Origin of the sequence: Mycolicibacterium setense (assembly GCF_000805385.1) — a bacterium.
GTDB lineage: Bacteria > Actinomycetota > Actinomycetes > Mycobacteriales > Mycobacteriaceae > Mycobacterium > Mycobacterium setense.
In genome coordinates, this window is sequence record NZ_JTJW01000009.1 from 17,083 (window position 1) to 34,703 (window position 17,621).

The window sequence follows — 17,621 nt, forward strand, 5'->3', positions numbered from 1 at the left end:
ACAGATCGACAAAACTGTCTACCATGATGTGGCGCGACACGTTACGTCCTTGGCAGAATCATGTACCTGATCCGCTCGCGGCCCACCCCTACGTTCAGGAGACACGACAGTTGACCAGCACCGAGTTGACTGGCAAGGCCCCCCGCAGCGTGCGCGATCGACTGCTCGACGCCGCAGAAGAGTGTCTGCGCACCAAGGGTATTCGTGCCACCACAGTCTCGGAGGTGGCCGAGGCCGCAGGCGTTTCCCGCGGATGGCTGTATCGACACTTCCCGGACAAGGTGACGCTGCTCGGCGCGGTGATCGTGCGCCTCAACGACACCTTCTGGTCCGAGGCGCATGCCATGCTCGAGCAGATCGAGGGGCTCGACCACCAACTCGTCGCGGGCATCGCGAACGGCTTGCGGGCCTATGACGATCCGGGTGCGGTGTTGATGAAGCTTCGCAACGACGAACCCGAAGAGTTCGCCGCATGTGCAGGAGCCGGTGTACAGGGTTTGGTCCCCGACCTCGCCGAATTCTGGTCGCGCTACATCGTGGCCGCCCGCGATCGCGGCGAGATCCGCACCGACATCGATATCGCAGAGGCCTCGGAATGGATTGCCCGAGTGGTGATCTCGCTGGCGACGGTGCCCGGTAACACGCTGGACCCCAACGACGGCGACGCCGTGCTGGCCCATGTTCGGCGCTATGTCATACCGGGCTTGAAAGCCGATCCCGCTCCTTGAGCGTCGCCGGCGAACCTGAATTCGCCGGCCCGCACTCGGCCCAGCATCGCCTCGGTCCATCGCGCGTTGGCCCCGAACACACCACTCCACAGGTCGAGCAGATGGTGCGCGTGTGGGGGCTGTTCGGGATCGGGCCACTGCGGTTTCATGCCCTGCAGTTCCTCGGCGATCTCGCGGCTCACGGTCAGTTGTCGGGCCAGTAACTCGGCCGCCCGGTCTCGCGGCAAGCTGCACATGAAGGCGACACCGGCTCCGAGCACTTCGATCTCGGGGCTCACCAGGGCGGCCTGCAAAAGTCCGAAGAACTCGGTGTCGCCCGAGTCGGTGAGGGCATAGACCGTGCGCGCGGGCCCGCGAGAACCGGCCTCGGACCGCACCGCCCGTAGCTTGTCCTCGCGCTCAAGCTGTTTGACCGCGTGGTAGATCGACGGCGGCTTGACCGCCGTCCAGGTGTCCACGCGCCACGACATCAGCTCCCGGTGCACCGCGTAACCGTGCGCCTCGCCGAGCATGCGCACCACGCCGAGGACCAACAACCGGACCGTCGGCGCGGCTACGCCAGCCACCGCTGAAGATCCGTGATCGCTTGCAGTTCAAGTGCCACCGCGTCACCCTCGGCCGGCGTCAACATCATCGAATCCAGCTCGGCGCGAACGGAATCGGCGGTCTCGTCGTCGCCGAGAGCAACGGCGAGCTCGATCCGGTCGGCCAGCGCCCTGGCCAGATCGATCCGCGGCGCGCTGTCGCGGTACCTGCCCAGTGCCGTATCGAGTGCCCGGGCCGCGAGCACGTCGTCTTCCTTGAAGTCCCGAAAGATCGCGACGTTGTCGAGCGCTTTCGCCAGACCGGACAGTGCGCGTGAGCCGCCGTAGGTGATCTCCGCTTCGTCGCGCCGGATGAACACCACACAGTTGCCCGACGGGTCGTACAGGCAGAACCGGCTCTGCCTGGGCCGCAACCGCCTGATCCTCGGGAGCCCGGTCACCGGCAGGCGGCCGTAGTGTGCGCGCAGGCCGGCCGTGAAGGCGGCGTGATGACCGGCGACTTCGTCGAGCATGACCAGACACCCGCCGGACAGTTCGTCGGCGGCGTTCAGTCCCGGTGCGGGCTCTTTGAAGTGCAGCTCGATGCCGGACAGCGCGAACGCCAGATGCAGGTAGGGCTTTGTCTGCTGGTCGGAAGTATCGAAACCCAGGGCTCGATAGAACTCGATGGTCGGTCCCGGGGCGGTGCAGGGCAGCAGCGGGATCGTCGTGGGAACCATGCCGCCAGATTAGTCAACATTGAGTATTCGCGCTGTGTACGCAAAAGGCCCCCGCCGGATGGCGAGGGCCTTGTGCGCGATCGATGTCGGTCAGTCGACGTCCATCGAGCCCGGGGCAGTTTTGGAGACCTGCACCAGGAACTCGTAGTTGGTCTTGGTCTTGCGCAGCTGGCTCATCAGGAGATCGATGGCCTGGTGACTGTCGAGGCCCGAGAGCACGCGGCGCAGCTTGTGCACGATGGCGAACTCGTCCGGGCTGAGCAGCAGCTCGTCCTTGCGGGTGCCGGACGGGTTGACGTCGACCGCGGGGAACACCCGGCGCTCGGCGATCTTGCGGTCCAGCTTGAGCTCGGCGTTACCGGTGCCCTTGAACTCCTCGAAGATCACGGTGTCACCGGTCGAGCCGGTCTCCACCATGGCCGTGGCGATGATGGTCAGCGAGCCGCCGTGCTCGATGTTGCGGGCGGCGCCGAGGAAACGCTTCGGCGGGTACAGCGCGGTCGAGTCCACACCACCGGACAGGATGCGGCCCGAAGCAGGCGACGCGTTGTTGTACGCGCGTCCCAGACGGGTGATCGAGTCGAGCAGAACGACCACGTCTTTGCCCTGCTCGACCAGGCGCTTGGCCCGCTCGATCGCCAGCTCGGCGGCCTGGGTGTGGTCTGACGGCGGACGGTCGAAGGTCGAGGCGATGACCTCGCCCTTCACCGAACGCTGCATGTCGGTGACCTCTTCCGGACGCTCGTCGACGAGCACCACCATGAGGTGGCATTCCGGGTTGTTGCGGGTGATCGCGTTGGCGATGTCCTGCATGATCGTGGTCTTGCCGGCCTTGGGCGGCGACACGATCAGGGCACGCTGTCCCTTACCGATCGGCATGATCAGGTCGATGACACGGGTGGTCAGCCGCTCGGGAGTGGTCTCAAGACGCAGCCGCTGATTCGGGTAGAGCGGCGTCAGCTTGGTGAAATCAGGCCGGTTCTTGGCTGCCTCGACCGGACCGCCGTTGACGCTGTCCAGGCGCACCAGCGGGTTGAACTTCTGCCGCGGGTTGTTGCCACCGCTGTCGCCTTCGCGCGCCACCCGGACCGCACCGGTGACCGCGTCACCACGGCGCAGACCGTTCTTGCGCACCATGTTCATGGACACGTAGACATCGTTCGGCCCGGCCAGGTAACCCGACGTGCGGACGAATGCGTAGTTGTCCAGGACATCGAGGATGCCGGCGACGGGTTGGACGACGTCGTCCTCGCGCAGCTCGGTCTCGTTACCGCCCTCGCCGCCACGCTCTCCCCGGCGGCGACGGTCGCGGTCGCGGAACCGGCGACCGCGGCGACCCTGACGGCCATCGCCATCGCCGTCATCATCGTTGTTGCCCGAGGAGTTACCGCCCCGGTTCTGCTGGTTGTCCTGCTGATCGGACTGGTCGCGAGCCTGACCCTTGTCCTGCTTCTGGTCGCGCCTGTCGTCCTGCTTGTTCTCGCCCTGCTTGTTCTCACCCTCGGACTGCTCGCGCTTCTCGCGGCGTTCCTGGCGGTCGCGCTTGTCCTGCCGGTCCTGCTTGGCGGGCCTTTCCTGCGGCTCGGCCTTGGCTTCCTTGGTGTCGGCCTCGGCGGCGGAGTCCGACTTCGGCTCGACCTTGGCGGGCTCGTTGGATGCGTCGCTCTTGGCGGCCTCGTCCTTGACGGCCCCGCCCTTGGCGGCCTCGTCCTTGGCGGCGTCGACCGGCGCGGCGTCGGCGACCGGGGCGCCGGCCTGACGCGAGGAACCCCGACGCTCACGGCGACGGGCCGCGGGCTGCTCAGCGGCACCGGCGTCCGGCTGGACGTCGGCGGCTTGTTGAGGCGCCGCGGTGGCACCGTTGGATTCGCCCCGATGGGCACGAATAGCTGCGATCAATTCACTCTTGCGCAAACCGGACGCGCCTTCAACACCGATTTCCTTGGCCAGGGCTCGCAGCTCAGGCAGCACCATGGTCGACAGCGACGCGGGCCGGGCGCTCGAAGCGCGCCGCGCGGTGTCCGTTCCGGGCGCAGAGGCAGCAGCCGGCGCTGTGGCGTCAGCGGTCGCAGTGCTTTCAGATGTCACGGCGTGCGGTAGATCCCCAGCGCCATTTGCGCTGTCAGCCGTGAAGAGGTCCGTATCTGTCACGGATTTCCTTTCTTTCCCTCGCTCATCAAGTGGTGCGAGGGTTCCCCAAAGGTCGATGCGCGTTCAGCTGAACCGCTGACCGCGTAGCTCACACCGTCGCCTGCGCAACGGCGATCGCCAGGATTCGCCGATACACGGCGAACCGTCAGTCCACGAGTAGAACACAAGAAGATTGGGTGGTCGTCCTGGTGTCGACGCAGGCAGAGACCCTGCGAGTGCTGGACGAGAGCGAGAATATCTCGCTTTGGTGAAGTAATCAAGCAACGTCGACGCTGGGCGTGTGGCGTGCGCTTCTCCTTGTGCCGCTCAATCGTCAGTTCCTGGCGGCCACACCCGACGTCCAGCGGACGCCTGCTCCGACCGACATTTCTCTGACGGTGAACCCGTTGGCGGTGCCGTAATCCATGGCCTCATCAGGCAATCCCACCTGAGAACTGAGCCCGAGAACCGTAGGTCCGGCTCCGGACAACACCGCTGCCACCCCATAACGCCGCAGCAATTGCAGGTATTCCGCCGAGGCGGGCATCGCCGCCGCGCGTTGTGGCTGATGCAACACGTCTTGCGTGGCGGCCATCAACAGATCCGGGCGCTCACTCAACGCCACGACCAGCAGGGCCGCGCGGCTGAGATTGAACCGCGCGTCGACGTGGCTCACCTGCTCCGGCAGCACTGCGCGGGTCTCGGCGGTGGACGACCGCTGCTGCGGAACAGCGGGGAACAGCCGGATGTCCGGGTGAACCCGGATCGGCGCCGCACGGTAGCGCGGCCGCCCATCGTCGTCGGCCTCGGTCCACGAGACCACCGCCCCGCCCAGAACAGCCGCGGCGGCATTGTCCGGATGCCCTTCGAACTCACTGGACAGCTGGATCAGCTGGTCCGTGCTCATCGGATCCGAACCTGCTTGCGCCACAAGGCCATTGACAACAGCGAGACCACCCACAACTGCGGCGGCCGATGACCCGAGCCCGCGCGAATGCGGAATCTCGTTGCGGCACCGAACAATCAGCCCGGCGGCGCGATGACCGGTGGCCGCCAGACCCGCCTCGATGGCCCGTACCACCAGATGCGTCGCATCAAGCGGAACCTGGCCTGCACCCTCACCCTCGACCTCCAGCCGAAGGCCGGATTCGGTTGTCTCGACGATGATTTCGTCGTAAAGGCTCAACGCGAGCCCCAGGCTGTCGAAGCCTGGACCGAGGTTGGCACTGGACGCGGCGACGACAGCAGAGGCCGTGATCCCGGCGGGCAGGGTCTGATTCACCAGGCTCAGACCAGTCCGAGTTTGGCGACGACGGCAACCGGATCGACCGGAACCGCGGTGACGGTGGGCATGTCCTTGAGCGCGGTGTCGGGGTCCTTGAGGCCGTTGCCGGTGACGGTGCAGACCACCGTCGAACCGCGCTTGACCCAGCCGTCCTCGATCGACTTGAGCAGACCGGCCACGCTGGCCGCCGACGCCGGCTCGACGAACACGCCCTCGCTGCGGGCGATCAGGTGATACGCCGCAAGGATCTCATCATCGGTGGCCGCCAGGAACCGGCCCTTGGACTGCTGCTGGGCCTCGACCGCTCCCGACCACGACGCCGGCGAACCGATCCGGATCGCAGTGGCGATGGTCTCGGGCTCCTTGACAGGCTCACCGAGCACCAGCGGCGCGGCTCCGGCCGCCTGAGTACCGAGCATGCGCGGCAGCCGGTTCGTCAGACCGTCGCGGTGGTACTCGGTGTAGCCCTTCCAGTACGCGGTGATGTTGCCCGCGTTGCCCACCGGCAGCGCGTGCACGTCCGGGGCACTGCCCAGGGCGTCGACGATCTCGAACGCGGCGGTCTTCTGCCCCTCGATGCGGTACGGGTTGACCGAGTTCACCAGGGCGATGGTCGGGAAGTCCGCGGTGATCTTGCGGGCCAGCTCCAGGCAGTCGTCGAAGTTGCCGTCGACCTGAATGATCTTGGCGCCGTACATGACCGCCTGCGCCAGCTTGCCCATCGCGATCTTGCCCTGCGGGATCAGCACCGCACAGGTGATGCCGGCCTGCGCGGCGTAGGCCGCCGCCGACGCCGAGGTGTTGCCGGTGGACGCGCACAGCACGGCTTCCTGGCCGCGTGCCAGCGACTCGGTGACCGCCACAGTCATGCCGCGGTCCTTGAACGAGCCGGTCGGGTTGAGCCCCTCGACCTTGAGATGCACTGTGCAACCGGTGAGTTCGCTCAGGCGCTTGGCATGGATCAGCGGCGTGCCACCCTCAAGCAGGGTGATCGGCGTCCAGTTGTCACCGACCGGCAGTCGATCGCGGTAGGCCTCGATCAATCCCGGCCAGGGCCGGTGCACCGGCCCTGCGCTGGTCTTTGGGTGAGTCCCGGGATTCATGCGTTCGTTCCTTCCATGCGCAGCACGCTGTTGATGGTCTGCACCACGTCGAGATCGGCCAGCGCCTCGACGGTCTCCGAGAGCGCGGCATCGGTGGCCTGGTGGGTCACCACGACGATGCGTGCGCCACACGGCTGCCCGCCCTCGTCGACCATGCCCTCCTGGCGCACCTCGGCGATGCTGACCTCGCGCTTGGCGAATTCGGCCGCCACGGCGGACAACACACCGGGCCGGTCCGAGACGTTCATGTTGACGTAGTAGCGGGTCGGGATGAATCCGATCGGGGCGATCGGCAGCTTGGCGTACTTGGACTCGCGCGGACCACGGCCACCCTGGACCCGGTTGCGCGCGGCCATCACGACATCACCCATCACCGCCGACGCGGTCGGCGCTCCCCCGGCACCCTGGCCGTAGAACATCAGCCGGCCGGCCGCCTCGGCCTCGACCACCACGGCGTTGAAGGCACCGTTCACCGACGCCAGCGGGTGCGTCAGGGGCACCAGCGCCGGGTAGACGCGCGCCGAAACACGTTGCTTGCCTTCATCACTGGTCAGCCGCTCACAGATGGCCAGCAGTTTGATGGTGCAGCCAAGGGCGCGGGCGGACTCGAAGTCGGCGGCACTCACCTTGGTGATGCCTTCGCGGTAGACGTCGTCGGCAGTGACCCTCGTGTGAAACGCGATGGAGGCGAGGATGGCCGCCTTGGCCGCGGCGTCGTAACCCTCGACATCGGCGGTGGGATCAGCCTCGGCATAACCCAGCGCGCTGGCGTCGGCCAGCGCGGAGTTGTAATCGGCTCCGGTGCTGTCCATCTCGGACAGGATGTAGTTGGTGGTGCCGTTGACGATGCCGGCCACCCGCAGCACGGTGTCACCGGCCAGCGACTGGGTCAGCGGCCGGATCACCGGGATGGCGCCGGCCACCGCAGCCTCGAAATACAGGTCGACGCGCGCTTTTTCGGCGGCCTGCGCCAGCTCCCCGGTGGACTGCGCCATCAGGGCCTTGTTGGCGGTGACCACCGACTTGCCCTGCTCGAGGGCGGCCAGGATGGCCTTGCGGGCCGGCTTCACCGGGCCCATCAGCTCCACCACGATGTCGACGTCGTCCCGCGACACCAGCTCGACGATGTCGTCGGTCAGCAGATCCTTGGGCACGCCGCGGTCGCCGGAGACGTTGCGTACGCCGATGCCACGCACCTCGAGGGGGGCACCGATGCGCGCCGCGAGATCGGCAGCGCTCTCGTTGATGATGCGCACCACTTCGCTGCCGACGTTGCCCAGCCCCAGCACCGCGACACCGATGGGCTTTTCACTCATTGACCACTCACCTCCAGGCTCAACAGATCGTCGACAGTCTCCCGACGGAGCACCAACCGCGCCTTGCCGCCCTTGACGGCCACCACGGCAGGTCGGCACAGCAGGTTGTACCGGCTCGACATCGAGTAGCAGTACGCGCCGGTGGCGGCGACTGCCAGCAGGTCACCGGGAGCGATGTCATCGGACACCCAGGTGTCACGGACCACGATATCGCCGGTCTCGCAATGCTTTCCGACAATGCGGGCCAGCACGGCGGGCGCCTCGCTGGTGCGCGAGACCAGGCGGGCGTCGTATTCGGCGTCGTACAGTGCGGGGCGGATGTTGTCGCTCATTCCACCGTCAACACTCACATAGCGGCGCTGCGCGGTGGCGCTGATCGCCACATCTTTGACGGTCCCCACCTCGTAGAGCGTGATGGTGCCGGGCCCGGCGATGGCGCGACCCGGTTCCACCACCAGTTTGGGAGCGGGAAGCCCGACGGCCTCGGACTCGCTGCGCACGATGGCCAGCAGCTTGTCGGCAAGCTCCTTCATCGGCGGCGGATCATCCTCGGGCACATAGGAAATGCCCAGACCACCGCCGAGATCGATCACGGACATCTGCGACGTCTTCTCGACACCGAACTCGGAGACCACGTCGCGCAGCAGGCCGATCACCCGGTGAGCGGCGACCTCGAACCCGGCGACGTCGAAGATCTGGCTGCCGATGTGGCTGTGCAATCCGACCAGCCGCAGATTGTCGGTCGCGAAAACCTTGCGCACCGCATCCATCGCCGCGCCGCTGGCCAGTGACAGCCCGAACTTCTGGTCCTCGTGGGCGGTGGAGATGAACTCGTGGGTGTGGGCCTCCACGCCGGGCGTGACCCGCACCAGCACGTCCTGGACGATGCCGGCCGCTCCGGCGATGGCATCCAGACGCTCGATCTCGATCTCGGAGTCGAGCACGATGTGCCCGACCCCGGCCTTGACCGCCGTCGTCAGCTCGTCGACCGATTTGTTGTTGCCGTGCACGGTGATTCGCTCCGGCGGGAAATCGGCGCGCAGTGCCACCGCCAGCTCGCCGCCGGTCGCCACGTCCAACGAGAGGCCTTCGGCGTTGACCCAGCGGGCGATCTCCGTGCACAGGAACGCCTTGGAGGCGTAATGCACGTGCTCACCGCCACCGAATGCCGCGGCGATGTCACGGCAGCGGGACCGGAAATCGTCCTCGTCGATCACGAACAACGGGGTGCCGTATTCGGCCGCCAACTGCGTGACCGGCACTCCGGCGATCGAGACCACACCGTCGTCGCCACGAATCAGGTTGCGCGGCCATACATTCGGCGCCAGCAGCATGATCTCGCCGGGGCTCTGCGGCTTGGCGGGCGCGCCGGGATGGTGGACCTCTTCGGCGTGTCGCGGGCCGGCGGGGTGCGCGTTCACATGCGCTCCGGGGCGGTGACACCGAGGATGGCCAAGCCGTTGGCAATCACCTGCCGGGTGGCTTCACACAGCGCCAGGCGTGCGGAATTGAGCTCCCCTGGGTCTTCATCGCCCTGCGGCAGCACCCGGCAGGCGTCGTAGAACCGGTGGTAGTCGCCGGCCAGGTCTTCCAGGTACCGGCACACCCGGTGTGGTTCACGCAGTTCGGCAGCAGTCTTGAGCACCCGGGGGAACTCGCCGAGGTTGCGGATCAGGATGCCCTCTTTGTCGTGGGTCAGCAGATCCAAGTGAGCGGTATCCGCGGTGACCCCCAGATCGGCGGCATTACGGGCCAGCGCCGACAGTCGCGCGTGCGCGTATTGCACGTAGTAGACCGGGTTTTCGCTGGACGCACTGGACCACAGCGCCAGATCGATGTCGATCGGGGTGTCCACCGACGAGCGAATCAGTGAATACCGGGAGGCGTCGACGCCGATGGCCTCGACCAGATCGTCGAGGGTGATGACGGTGCCGGCGCGCTTGCTCATGCGCACCGGCTGGCCGTCGCGGACCAGATTGACCATCTGGCCGATGAGCACCTCGACGGTGTCCGGGTTGTCGCCCAGCGCCGCGGCAGCGGCCTTCAGTCGCGCGATGTAGCCGTGGTGGTCGGCGCCGAGCATGTAGATGCACAGGTCGAATCCGCGCTGACGCTTGTCCAGGTAGTACGCCAGGTCGCCGGCGATGTAGGCCGCGTTGCCGTCGCTCTTGATGACGACACGGTCCTTGTCATCACCGAACTCGGTGGTGCGCAACCAGGTTGCGCCGTCCTTCTCGTAGATGTTGCCGGTCTCGCGCAGCTTCGCGATGGCCTGATCGACACGGCCGGAGGTGTGCATGGAATCTTCGTGGGTGTACACGTCGAAGTCGGTGCCGAACTCGTGCAGCGATTCCTTGATGTGGGTGAACATCAGGTCCACACCGATCGCGCGGAAGGTCTCCTGCTGCTCGTCGGCGGGCAGGCTCATCGCGTCGGGACGCTTGGCCAGCACGGACGCGGCGATGTCGTTGATGTAGGTACCGGCGTAGCCGTCCTCTGGGGCCGGCTCTCCCTTGGCCGCGGCAACCAATGAGCGGGCGAACCGGTCGATCTGGGCGCCGTGGTCGTTGAAGTAGTACTCGCGGGTGACATCGGCGCCCTGAGTGGTCAGCAGCCGGCCCAGCGCGTCGCCCACCGCAGCCCAGCGAGTCCCGCCGATGTGGATCGGTCCGGTCGGGTTGGCCGAGACGAACTCCAGGTTGACCTTCTCGTTCAGCTCGGTGGAGTTGCCGTACTTGTCCGCCGCGGCCAGCACGTTGGTGACGATGACGCCCTGCGCGGAGGCCTCGATGCGCAGGTTCACGAAGCCCGGGCCGGCGACCTCGGCGGCGGCGATACCGTCGGCCGCGGTCAGCGCGGTGGCCAGCCAGCCGGCCAGCTCGCGCGGATTGACGCCGACCTTCTTACCGAGCTGCAGCGCGAGGTTGGTCGCGTAGTCGCCGTGCTCGAGGTTGCGGGGACGCTCGACCGTGACGGTGTCGGGCAACGCGGCGGTGTCCAGGTCGTGTTCGGTGAGCACTGCGGCGGCAGTAGCCTTGAGCAGCTCTGCAAGGTCGGCGGGGGTCACGAGGGTCCATCCTATGGTCTGGGGTCCCCGCGCCCCGAATCCGTATTCGCTCGCCTATGCGCTACGCTATCCAAGCCCAATCGGCGCAGCTGGCATCCAGCCCGCGCCCCCGTAGCTCAGGGGATAGAGCGTCTGCCTCCGGAGCAGAAGGCCGCAGGTTCGAATCCTGCCGGGGGCACTGTAACTAGCAGAATCGAAAGACCTGCTAGGCAGCACTTTCCGAGGTTGCTACAAGTGTCATACCCAGCCGCCCATCTATCCGATTCTGGTTTGCCCTAGTCGAATCAGTTTGCTGGTACCGTCCCTCGTTGGGTCGCGAACTTCACGCACTTTCGCTACAGGACGAACCCCGCCGGGGCCCGACCACTTGGCGCGTATCTGCTCTGGATACCTGCGGATAACCCTCCGGAATGGAAATCGAACGCTCCGCGATCCCGGTGCCGTCAGAAGTCGCCGCTGGTTTCAAGCGCCGCCAACTCGCGCACGAGGATGCCGAACGGGTTCAACATCAGTGCCGGAATACGGCCCACCCGACACCTGCGATTGGCACCCGGACCGTCATGACCGTGCCGCCATCGAACGCGGGTTCGATTCGGGCTCCGCGGAACTGAGTGGATGACCGGTGCAGATTGCTGGCTTTGGCGCGCAGCGCGGCTCTCGCAGTTGTCGGCGCGTCAAGCCACTGCCCGAACCGAGTACGCCAAGCACTGCCCCGAAGGGGCGGATGTGCCGTTTCGCATCAGTCGTGTCAAGGCGACTGTCCAGTCTGCGAAACCTCGACAACACTCTCGTGGGCAGTGGGAGAATCAGCGTCGCCGGTAAGTGGCACGGCCCAGGAGGCGGAAATGAAGCCATCGGAGGTTTTCGGACGGTTAAGGTCGCTTGCAGTTCTCGCAGCGATTGCGTCTGCGTTCATGGTTGTGATCAGTTCAGTTCACTATATGATGACCTTTAAAGCTCCCACTCCCAGTAATAACTTGACTCACGGAGTTGGCGATTGGCTTGTTTTTCCTTGGTACGGGTGGACGTTCGTCGCTGCTCTCTTCCTTGTCGCAGTCCTCGTCTTAGGAGTGATGAGAGCTCAGTCTCAAAAGACCGAGGCAAATCAGGCCGCTGCAGTCCGCGCGGGGGAGCAAGCTGCCCGAGATAGAGCAACGGCTGCGGCCAATTACGCGCGACGACAGACTGAGCTAAAGAATCAAATAGATAACGCGAACTCTACCGCCGCCAACCTCCTTGATAGCCTGCCAGACCATCTGTATCGGGCAACGATGCATTTACACCAGGTCGAAATCGACTGGAACGAACACGTATACAATCCATTTTGGACCTCAATCGAGGCATGCGCATGCTGCCTCGCGGAGTTCAAGCATGCGATTGAGGGCATTATCCGATGCGCTCAGCAATATAGGAATGCAGCGTCCGAATACGACGATGTAGTTCCACCATTCGCGGTAACATCGATATCTGTCGAGGCCATGAACTCCTACAAAGGAATAAACGAGACAATGGCCAAATTCACGCGACGGGCGCAAGCCGATCGGGACTTTGCGAACATTTTTGAGCTGTGGCGAGGAAACGCGATCATGGAATCTGGTTTTGCTAATCTGCGGTCCGCTGTACAATTAATGTCTCAGCAGATTTCAGCCGAAATCTCGTCGCTACACTCAACTCTCGACGGAGTTTCGAAAGCAATTAACGCGCAGTCGCGTGAGGTTTCTGGAGCAATAGCGCATCAGGCAAATATAAACAGCCTTCACCATGCGGACGTTCAAAGATCGTTGCAGGAAAGCTTGCGCCACGAGAAGAAAATTGCAAATAGCCTGTGGAACATTGAGCGAGGATATAGACCGCCATTCTGACATTGCGCCTTCAATCACACTATGCTCCGTTGGCCTCCCTACCGTGGTCGCGGCACTTGAGCGGGTGCGCGCCGAGCTAGCCGCGCTGGGAGCCGAGCTTGGGCTACCCCACGGGCCACCAGTAGCCGGTTTCCTGCGGAGCGCGATCTCTGGTGATGCCCCGTAATGGCGCTGTGACCGCGCACAGCCGCTTTCTACGTATGGTCGGTGCTCTTTTCCGCGCTAATCGGTCACCGGCGACCTATTCGATTGCCATCAGCCGATTAGGCTTTGAACCCTGGAACCAATTAACTAGGAGGTCGAAAGGATGCCTGTTCTAGGCAAATGGGCGTTTTGAATATCCCGGAACCGATTACTGAATTGCGAACACGGGGCAGACCCAACTTACCTGAGCAGGCTGCGCGAAGTGCACGAAATTCCAAGCGCCGAAATCCCTTGTGCGTCAACGCTTATGACTGGCCTCGGGTCGTCCGCACATTCGAATCCCGCCGGGCACTCTTCCGACCTGCAGAAACAGGTTTTCCCAGCGCGGCGGTAAGCAGGACCATGGCAGCGTCGGCCCCAACTCGGGCCGTTCGAATCGAATGGGATATGACGGATGATGCCGGCGCAGTGTTCCACCACGCCCCTGCGATGACACCGATCGCCAGTAGCGCGACGATCCTGCATCCGCCCTGCTTCCACAACGACCGGATGCCAACCTCATGCTTGGACCCTGGGCCCCCGCCAGCCATGTGCGGGACATTAATGCGCCCCGATACGTGATTACAGGGAACTGGTCACCCCCGGACCCCCGACCGCGTCTAACCGGCCGTGGATGACATCGAACGGGCGGCCATCGCCGCCGAGGGATCCGACCCTGAGAACCCTGCCGTGATCGCCGAGCTGGAGCGCGTCACCGTGGTGCTCGCAGAATTGGGCGGTACGGCACGCCGGAGACATGCTGGCTGGTGCCCCGAACTGATGACAACCTGCTCACATGCAGGACAACATCGGTGATCAGGCTGGCGCGAGCGATCCTCAGCCCTCGAGTGGGATGACTGTCGCGTGGCCCGTCGTGACCACCATCCTCGGCACGCTCAGCCTCGCGCTGTTCGTGACAGTGATCGTCATCCTCACCATCAAAGATGTCGATACGCTGTCCACGGTCGCGCTGGCGCTGGCAGTGTTGTCGTTCGCGGCACAGCTGATCGTCACGATGGCGCAAGCGCAGCAAGCCACACAGGTGAGTGGGGAGACAAAGTCGGCCCTCGCCGACATGCGGGCTACGACAGCATCGCTGCTGACGAATCAGCGCGGGCAATTCGATACTGTACTCAAAGCCCTTGTGCGTCAGGCAGTTCCGGCCGCGATCGAAGATGTCACTAGTCAGGAGCCGACTGGTGATCAAGCTGAAGATGCGTCCGCCCTGGAAAGTGCACTGGAGTCGCGGCTCAAGGAGGCGATCAAGAACAACTGGCTACGTTCTGCAGGAGCCGTTTCCACAGGTACTGAGGTAGTACACAACGATCGCGTTCGCCGCGTGCAACGAACAGCCGATTGGAGCAACCTGTTAGAGACATGGCCGACGCAAGACGAAGGCGAACGCGTCGCTGAAATACTGCGCGGCCTGCCGATCCGTTCGATCCAAGTGCTCGGCGGCTTCATCGCCAACGTGCGCACACGCATCCAAACACTCTCCGTCGATAAGGAACCGACTGCTTATGTTCACTGGCCTGAAGCAGATGGTCGCCCGGCGGCGTATCAGCGGCTCATAGACAGCGGTCTAATTGAGGTCGTCTCAACGTCAACCAATCGAGACAGAAAGGTTTTTGAACGCATGCGTCTGACGCGGGACGGAGTCATAGCCGCACGTCTCCTTTCGGCTAAGGGCGAGCCTCCTGAGTGGGCGGCAGACATAGCCTCTGAAACTGTTCACCACTCACTCGCTGACGAACCCGCCTGACGTTCTCAGGCACGGTCACACCGGCAGCATGCAGTTCCTCGGGACGAGGTAGCTGTGCCGTCCGCAACGATCAGCGGCCAGATTGACCGCCGACGGCATGATCACCAGCGGGCCGGGTTTCCTGAACGGAGCGCGCCAGATCCACCCATCTCGCCGCGCCAGCAAGTCTCCGACGGCACGCTGGTTGCCGAAGCGCGCGTCGAGTCCACTTTGGTAGAACACAGTTGCGTCGTTGGGGCCACCGATGAGAGACGTCGAGAACAGCAGCGACGGACACCGCCGAGCCACCAGGTGATCAGTTCGACGCGCCCGTTGCGGGACACCCACGCTGCTACCCTGCCGATAGGCCGGATCGACAGGTAGCGTGGGCCTTTCCCGTCTCGGTAATCGGGCGACCGTTACGCTCGTGGTGGCTCATCTGACCAGCCCGCTGCAGAGCGGGAAACACCTGCGGAGAAGCCGCTCCGCAGCAGGCCGGCAAGAGGTCACTCCGTTTCGCCGCCACCAGCTGGTGAGCCGTTCTGCAACTTCACGAACCGGGCATGATCATGCACAGCGAACCCGATTTCCATTCGACGCGTATCGCAAACATGTTGCGCTGCCACAGATTCAACTGCGTCCCTTCTTCATCGGTCAGTGTGGATTGATCAGAGACACTGACCGCGATGCCCTGCGAGTAGCCCCCCCCACCAGGCCGAGGGCCAGTGGCCGGCGACGCCGATGATGTTCGACGCACTGTCACCCACAGGCGGCGACTTGAGCACCGGGCGGCCGAGAAACTGACCGATCACACCACCTTCTGCGGCTGCGAATAGGTGATGACCAGCGGATGCGGTCGCACTCAGACGCAGGTCGAAGTTCTGTTGGTGCTGCGCCTCAACGCGCACCGGGTTGAACAGCCCCGGGGGGGGGTTGGTGACAGATGAACCGTCGCGAAGCGTGCCAACCAAAAAGTGAGATCGCCGAATGGTTTTCGAGGTGTCGCGCCTAAGCGTTCGGACCGTCCTGCTGCTGAGCTTCAGCCCGCTGGAGGTGCCAGGAAAGCGTCCTGGATCAATCCTCGGCGACGGAACAGGACCATCGGCAGCAGAACTGCACCGCCAGATGGACTACGGGCGGCCTTCATCTCCGTAACTGTCAGGATCGGGATGGGGGTAATCGTCCGGCAGCAGATTCCACAGCGCTTTGCACGTATTGCAAACGTCGGACTCGTACGGATCGAACAGGTCAGGCTCTGGCATATTTGGCACATACGGCTCGTTGCCATCGTCGCCGATCAGCCCGCATAGCAGTTCACCATTCGGCATGTAGCCATGAATCTCACGATCGGCAGGGAGAGCAGTGAGGTACGCCCTTGCGATATCCGTTTTGGGCACCAGCCCCAGATCGAGCTCGCCCTCCAACGGAAGCGCATCCTCCGGCTCGTCTTTTGCCATCTCCTCAGCACCCTCAGACGTAGTCGCGGGCACATAGTCCGCGAGCGCGTGCTTGGGCCTCTCCTGGTAGGTAGTGGCCCACGAACCGGGTAAGTATATTTTAGATGGCCATTCTTTGCCGCTGTGATAACACGCGGAACAAAGTTCGTGCAATTCGTCGGGTGTTCCGCGCATCTCAAATTTTCGATATGCAGCATTCACAGGATCATCGAACTCGGTGTCGATTGCAACAATCGGATACCGTTGATTCTTCCAAACACCCTTCAGCTCAACGAATTTGAGCAACATGAGATCTCGAGTGTCTTCTTCTTTTCTTACGATGCCAGGCGCGCGCGACCTACCAAGAATCGCTAGTGCAACTTCGACAGACAGGGTGAAATACCGAGAATCGCACTCACCAATAACGCGGAAGCCCGTGTCGATACTCGGACCAAAGTAATCGTACACGAATTTCTCGTGATCTATAGTTTCTAACGCGATTCGGTTCAGATCGACAACGTCATCGTCGGACTCTTCAGCGAAAGGCTTGCGCGGAACACTCGACCGACTGTCAGGGCCCGGAAACGTAGCGATAAACGCACCGCCCTTTGTGCCCATAGGTATGTCATCCAGCGAATGCTTCTCATAATCTTTCATCGACTTCAGCCAGGTACGCACCGCGTTAAAGACGTCGTCTTCCGAACGCACCTCACACGAGAATATCAGCTCGTCACCGATTGGCTTCCACAGATTGAAGTTGAGATCAACTGTGCCAAGCTCACTTTGGGTTGTAGCAATACGTTGGGGAAATTCTCGGTAGAACTGCAGAAAAACCTTCTGCCATGGCTCGGGAAGGTCATCCGGGTTTGTCTGCTTAAAGCTGGTCGATCCAGTCAGATCGCATGACAGAAATAGCAGCGAGACGCTCTCGCCATCATTCATTGTCACTTGAGACCAAGTACCTCGGCACGCACCGCTGCCGCACGGGGTGATACATCAAATCTGCTTGCGAGCAACCACTGGTCGCTTTCGAGTTCCCGATATGCCTCAGTAAATTGTTCGGTCGGCATCAGCAGCGCTGATGCGAAGACATTCGCTTCTGTTTCCGCCCGGTCACGTCCTCCACGTCCGAACTTCTTGCTTTCCAACTCTTTCGGGTATAGGTAATGGAGGAAGTAGTGACCTAGCTCGTGGGCAATTGTGAACCGGTCTCGCCGAGAAGAAGTGAAGTGCGGAATAAACACGGTGAAGTTGCCCCGACTGCGCACATAGAGCGATTCCTCGTCCGTTGCGAGCTGCACTTCGCCGCCGAGTCGCTTGAGCAGCATATCTATGTCGGCGCAGCCATCAGCGTCGTAGATGTTATGACCTTGACCGACTCTTTCGGCGTATTCCGAAATTGCGCGATTAGTTAGCCCTGCGGGATCAGTCACGTATGCAGACATTGCCACCGCCGCCTTTCCTGCGTCCTCCGCATCCCACATTCGCCACTGTAGCGGTCGGGTC

The 17,621-nt window shown here is 63.5% G+C and carries 14 protein-coding genes and 1 tRNA gene; 4 read left to right on the forward strand and 11 right to left on the reverse strand.

The genetic code is table 11. The features are described 5' to 3' along the window. Positions 1-110: 110 nt before the first annotated feature. On the forward strand, positions 111-728 hold the full coding sequence (locus QQ25_RS22705; RefSeq protein WP_234706176.1) for a TetR/AcrR family transcriptional regulator: 618 nt from the start codon (positions 111-113) through the stop codon (positions 726-728). Here the strand turns inward: QQ25_RS22705 and QQ25_RS22710 are convergent. The 8 genes from QQ25_RS22710 to argS all read right to left on the reverse strand — a co-directional run bounded on the left by QQ25_RS22710 (position 689) and on the right by argS (position 10,893). After that, positions 689-1,294: a PadR family transcriptional regulator gene (locus tag QQ25_RS22710; protein ID WP_039323398.1), complete on the reverse strand. Its 606-nt coding sequence runs from the start codon at positions 1,292-1,294 to the stop codon at positions 689-691. The genes QQ25_RS22705 and QQ25_RS22710 overlap by 40 nt on opposite strands. After that, a complete protein-coding gene (locus QQ25_RS22715; protein ID WP_039381244.1) occupies positions 1,282-1,992 on the reverse strand; it encodes a DUF8817 family protein in 711 nt (236 codons plus the stop codon). Before QQ25_RS22715 ends, QQ25_RS22710 begins: the two co-directional genes overlap by 13 nt. A 90-nt stretch (positions 1,993-2,082) precedes the next feature. Then, the gene (gene rho, locus QQ25_RS22720) at positions 2,083-4,143 is read right to left on the reverse strand and encodes a transcription termination factor Rho (RefSeq protein WP_039381245.1); all 2,061 of its coding nucleotides are present in this window, start codon (positions 4,141-4,143) and stop codon (positions 2,083-2,085) included. Positions 4,144-4,456: 313 nt separating this feature from the next. Beyond that, positions 4,457-5,404, reverse strand: a complete 948-nt coding sequence (gene thrB, locus QQ25_RS22725) for a homoserine kinase (RefSeq protein WP_039323407.1) — start codon at positions 5,402-5,404, stop codon at positions 4,457-4,459. A gap of 5 nt (positions 5,405-5,409) precedes the next feature. After that, positions 5,410-6,510, reverse strand: coding sequence for a threonine synthase (thrC, locus tag QQ25_RS22730; RefSeq protein WP_039381246.1), 1,101 nt, complete (start codon positions 6,508-6,510; stop codon positions 5,410-5,412). Then, the gene (locus tag QQ25_RS22735) at positions 6,507-7,826 is read right to left on the reverse strand and encodes a homoserine dehydrogenase (protein ID WP_039381250.1); all 1,320 of its coding nucleotides are present in this window, start codon (positions 7,824-7,826) and stop codon (positions 6,507-6,509) included. Before QQ25_RS22735 ends, thrC begins: the two co-directional genes overlap by 4 nt. After that, positions 7,823-9,247, reverse strand: a complete 1,425-nt coding sequence (lysA, locus tag QQ25_RS22740; RefSeq protein WP_039381251.1) for a diaminopimelate decarboxylase — start codon at positions 9,245-9,247, stop codon at positions 7,823-7,825. The genes QQ25_RS22735 and lysA overlap by 4 nt, the downstream gene beginning before the upstream one ends. Beyond that, positions 9,244-10,893 (reverse strand): arginine--tRNA ligase, encoded by a 1,650-nt coding sequence (gene argS, locus QQ25_RS22745; RefSeq protein ID WP_039381253.1) that lies wholly within the window; start codon positions 10,891-10,893, stop codon positions 9,244-9,246. The genes lysA and argS overlap by 4 nt, the downstream gene beginning before the upstream one ends. Before the next feature lie 105 nt (positions 10,894-10,998). Between argS and QQ25_RS22750 the strand changes: the two genes are divergently transcribed. The 3 genes from QQ25_RS22750 to QQ25_RS22755 all read left to right on the forward strand — a co-directional run bounded on the left by QQ25_RS22750 (position 10,999) and on the right by QQ25_RS22755 (position 14,700). Continuing rightward, positions 10,999-11,071: transfer RNA gene (locus QQ25_RS22750), tRNA-Arg, on the forward strand. A 667-nt stretch (positions 11,072-11,738) separates the two neighbouring features. Beyond that, a complete protein-coding gene (locus tag QQ25_RS30865; protein WP_131546206.1) occupies positions 11,739-12,755 on the forward strand; it encodes a hypothetical protein in 1,017 nt (338 codons plus the stop codon). Positions 12,756-13,734: 979 nt separating this feature from the next. Next, positions 13,735-14,700 (forward strand): hypothetical protein, encoded by a 966-nt coding sequence (locus QQ25_RS22755; protein ID WP_039381255.1) that lies wholly within the window; start codon positions 13,735-13,737, stop codon positions 14,698-14,700. A gap of 15 nt (positions 14,701-14,715) precedes the next feature. Here the strand turns inward: QQ25_RS22755 and QQ25_RS22760 are convergent, their stop codons facing one another. From QQ25_RS22760 to QQ25_RS22775, 3 genes are all read right to left on the reverse strand, one after another. Continuing rightward, the gene (locus QQ25_RS22760; RefSeq protein ID WP_039381257.1) at positions 14,716-15,027 is read right to left on the reverse strand and encodes a hypothetical protein; all 312 of its coding nucleotides are present in this window, start codon (positions 15,025-15,027) and stop codon (positions 14,716-14,718) included. Between the two features lie 782 nt (positions 15,028-15,809). After that, positions 15,810-17,063 (reverse strand): hypothetical protein, encoded by a 1,254-nt coding sequence (locus QQ25_RS29810; RefSeq protein ID WP_131546207.1) that lies wholly within the window; start codon positions 17,061-17,063, stop codon positions 15,810-15,812. Next, the gene (locus tag QQ25_RS22775) at positions 17,060-17,548 is read right to left on the reverse strand and encodes an ImmA/IrrE family metallo-endopeptidase (RefSeq protein ID WP_234711961.1); all 489 of its coding nucleotides are present in this window, start codon (positions 17,546-17,548) and stop codon (positions 17,060-17,062) included. The genes QQ25_RS29810 and QQ25_RS22775 overlap by 4 nt, the downstream gene beginning before the upstream one ends. Positions 17,549-17,621: the final 73 nt, after the last annotated feature.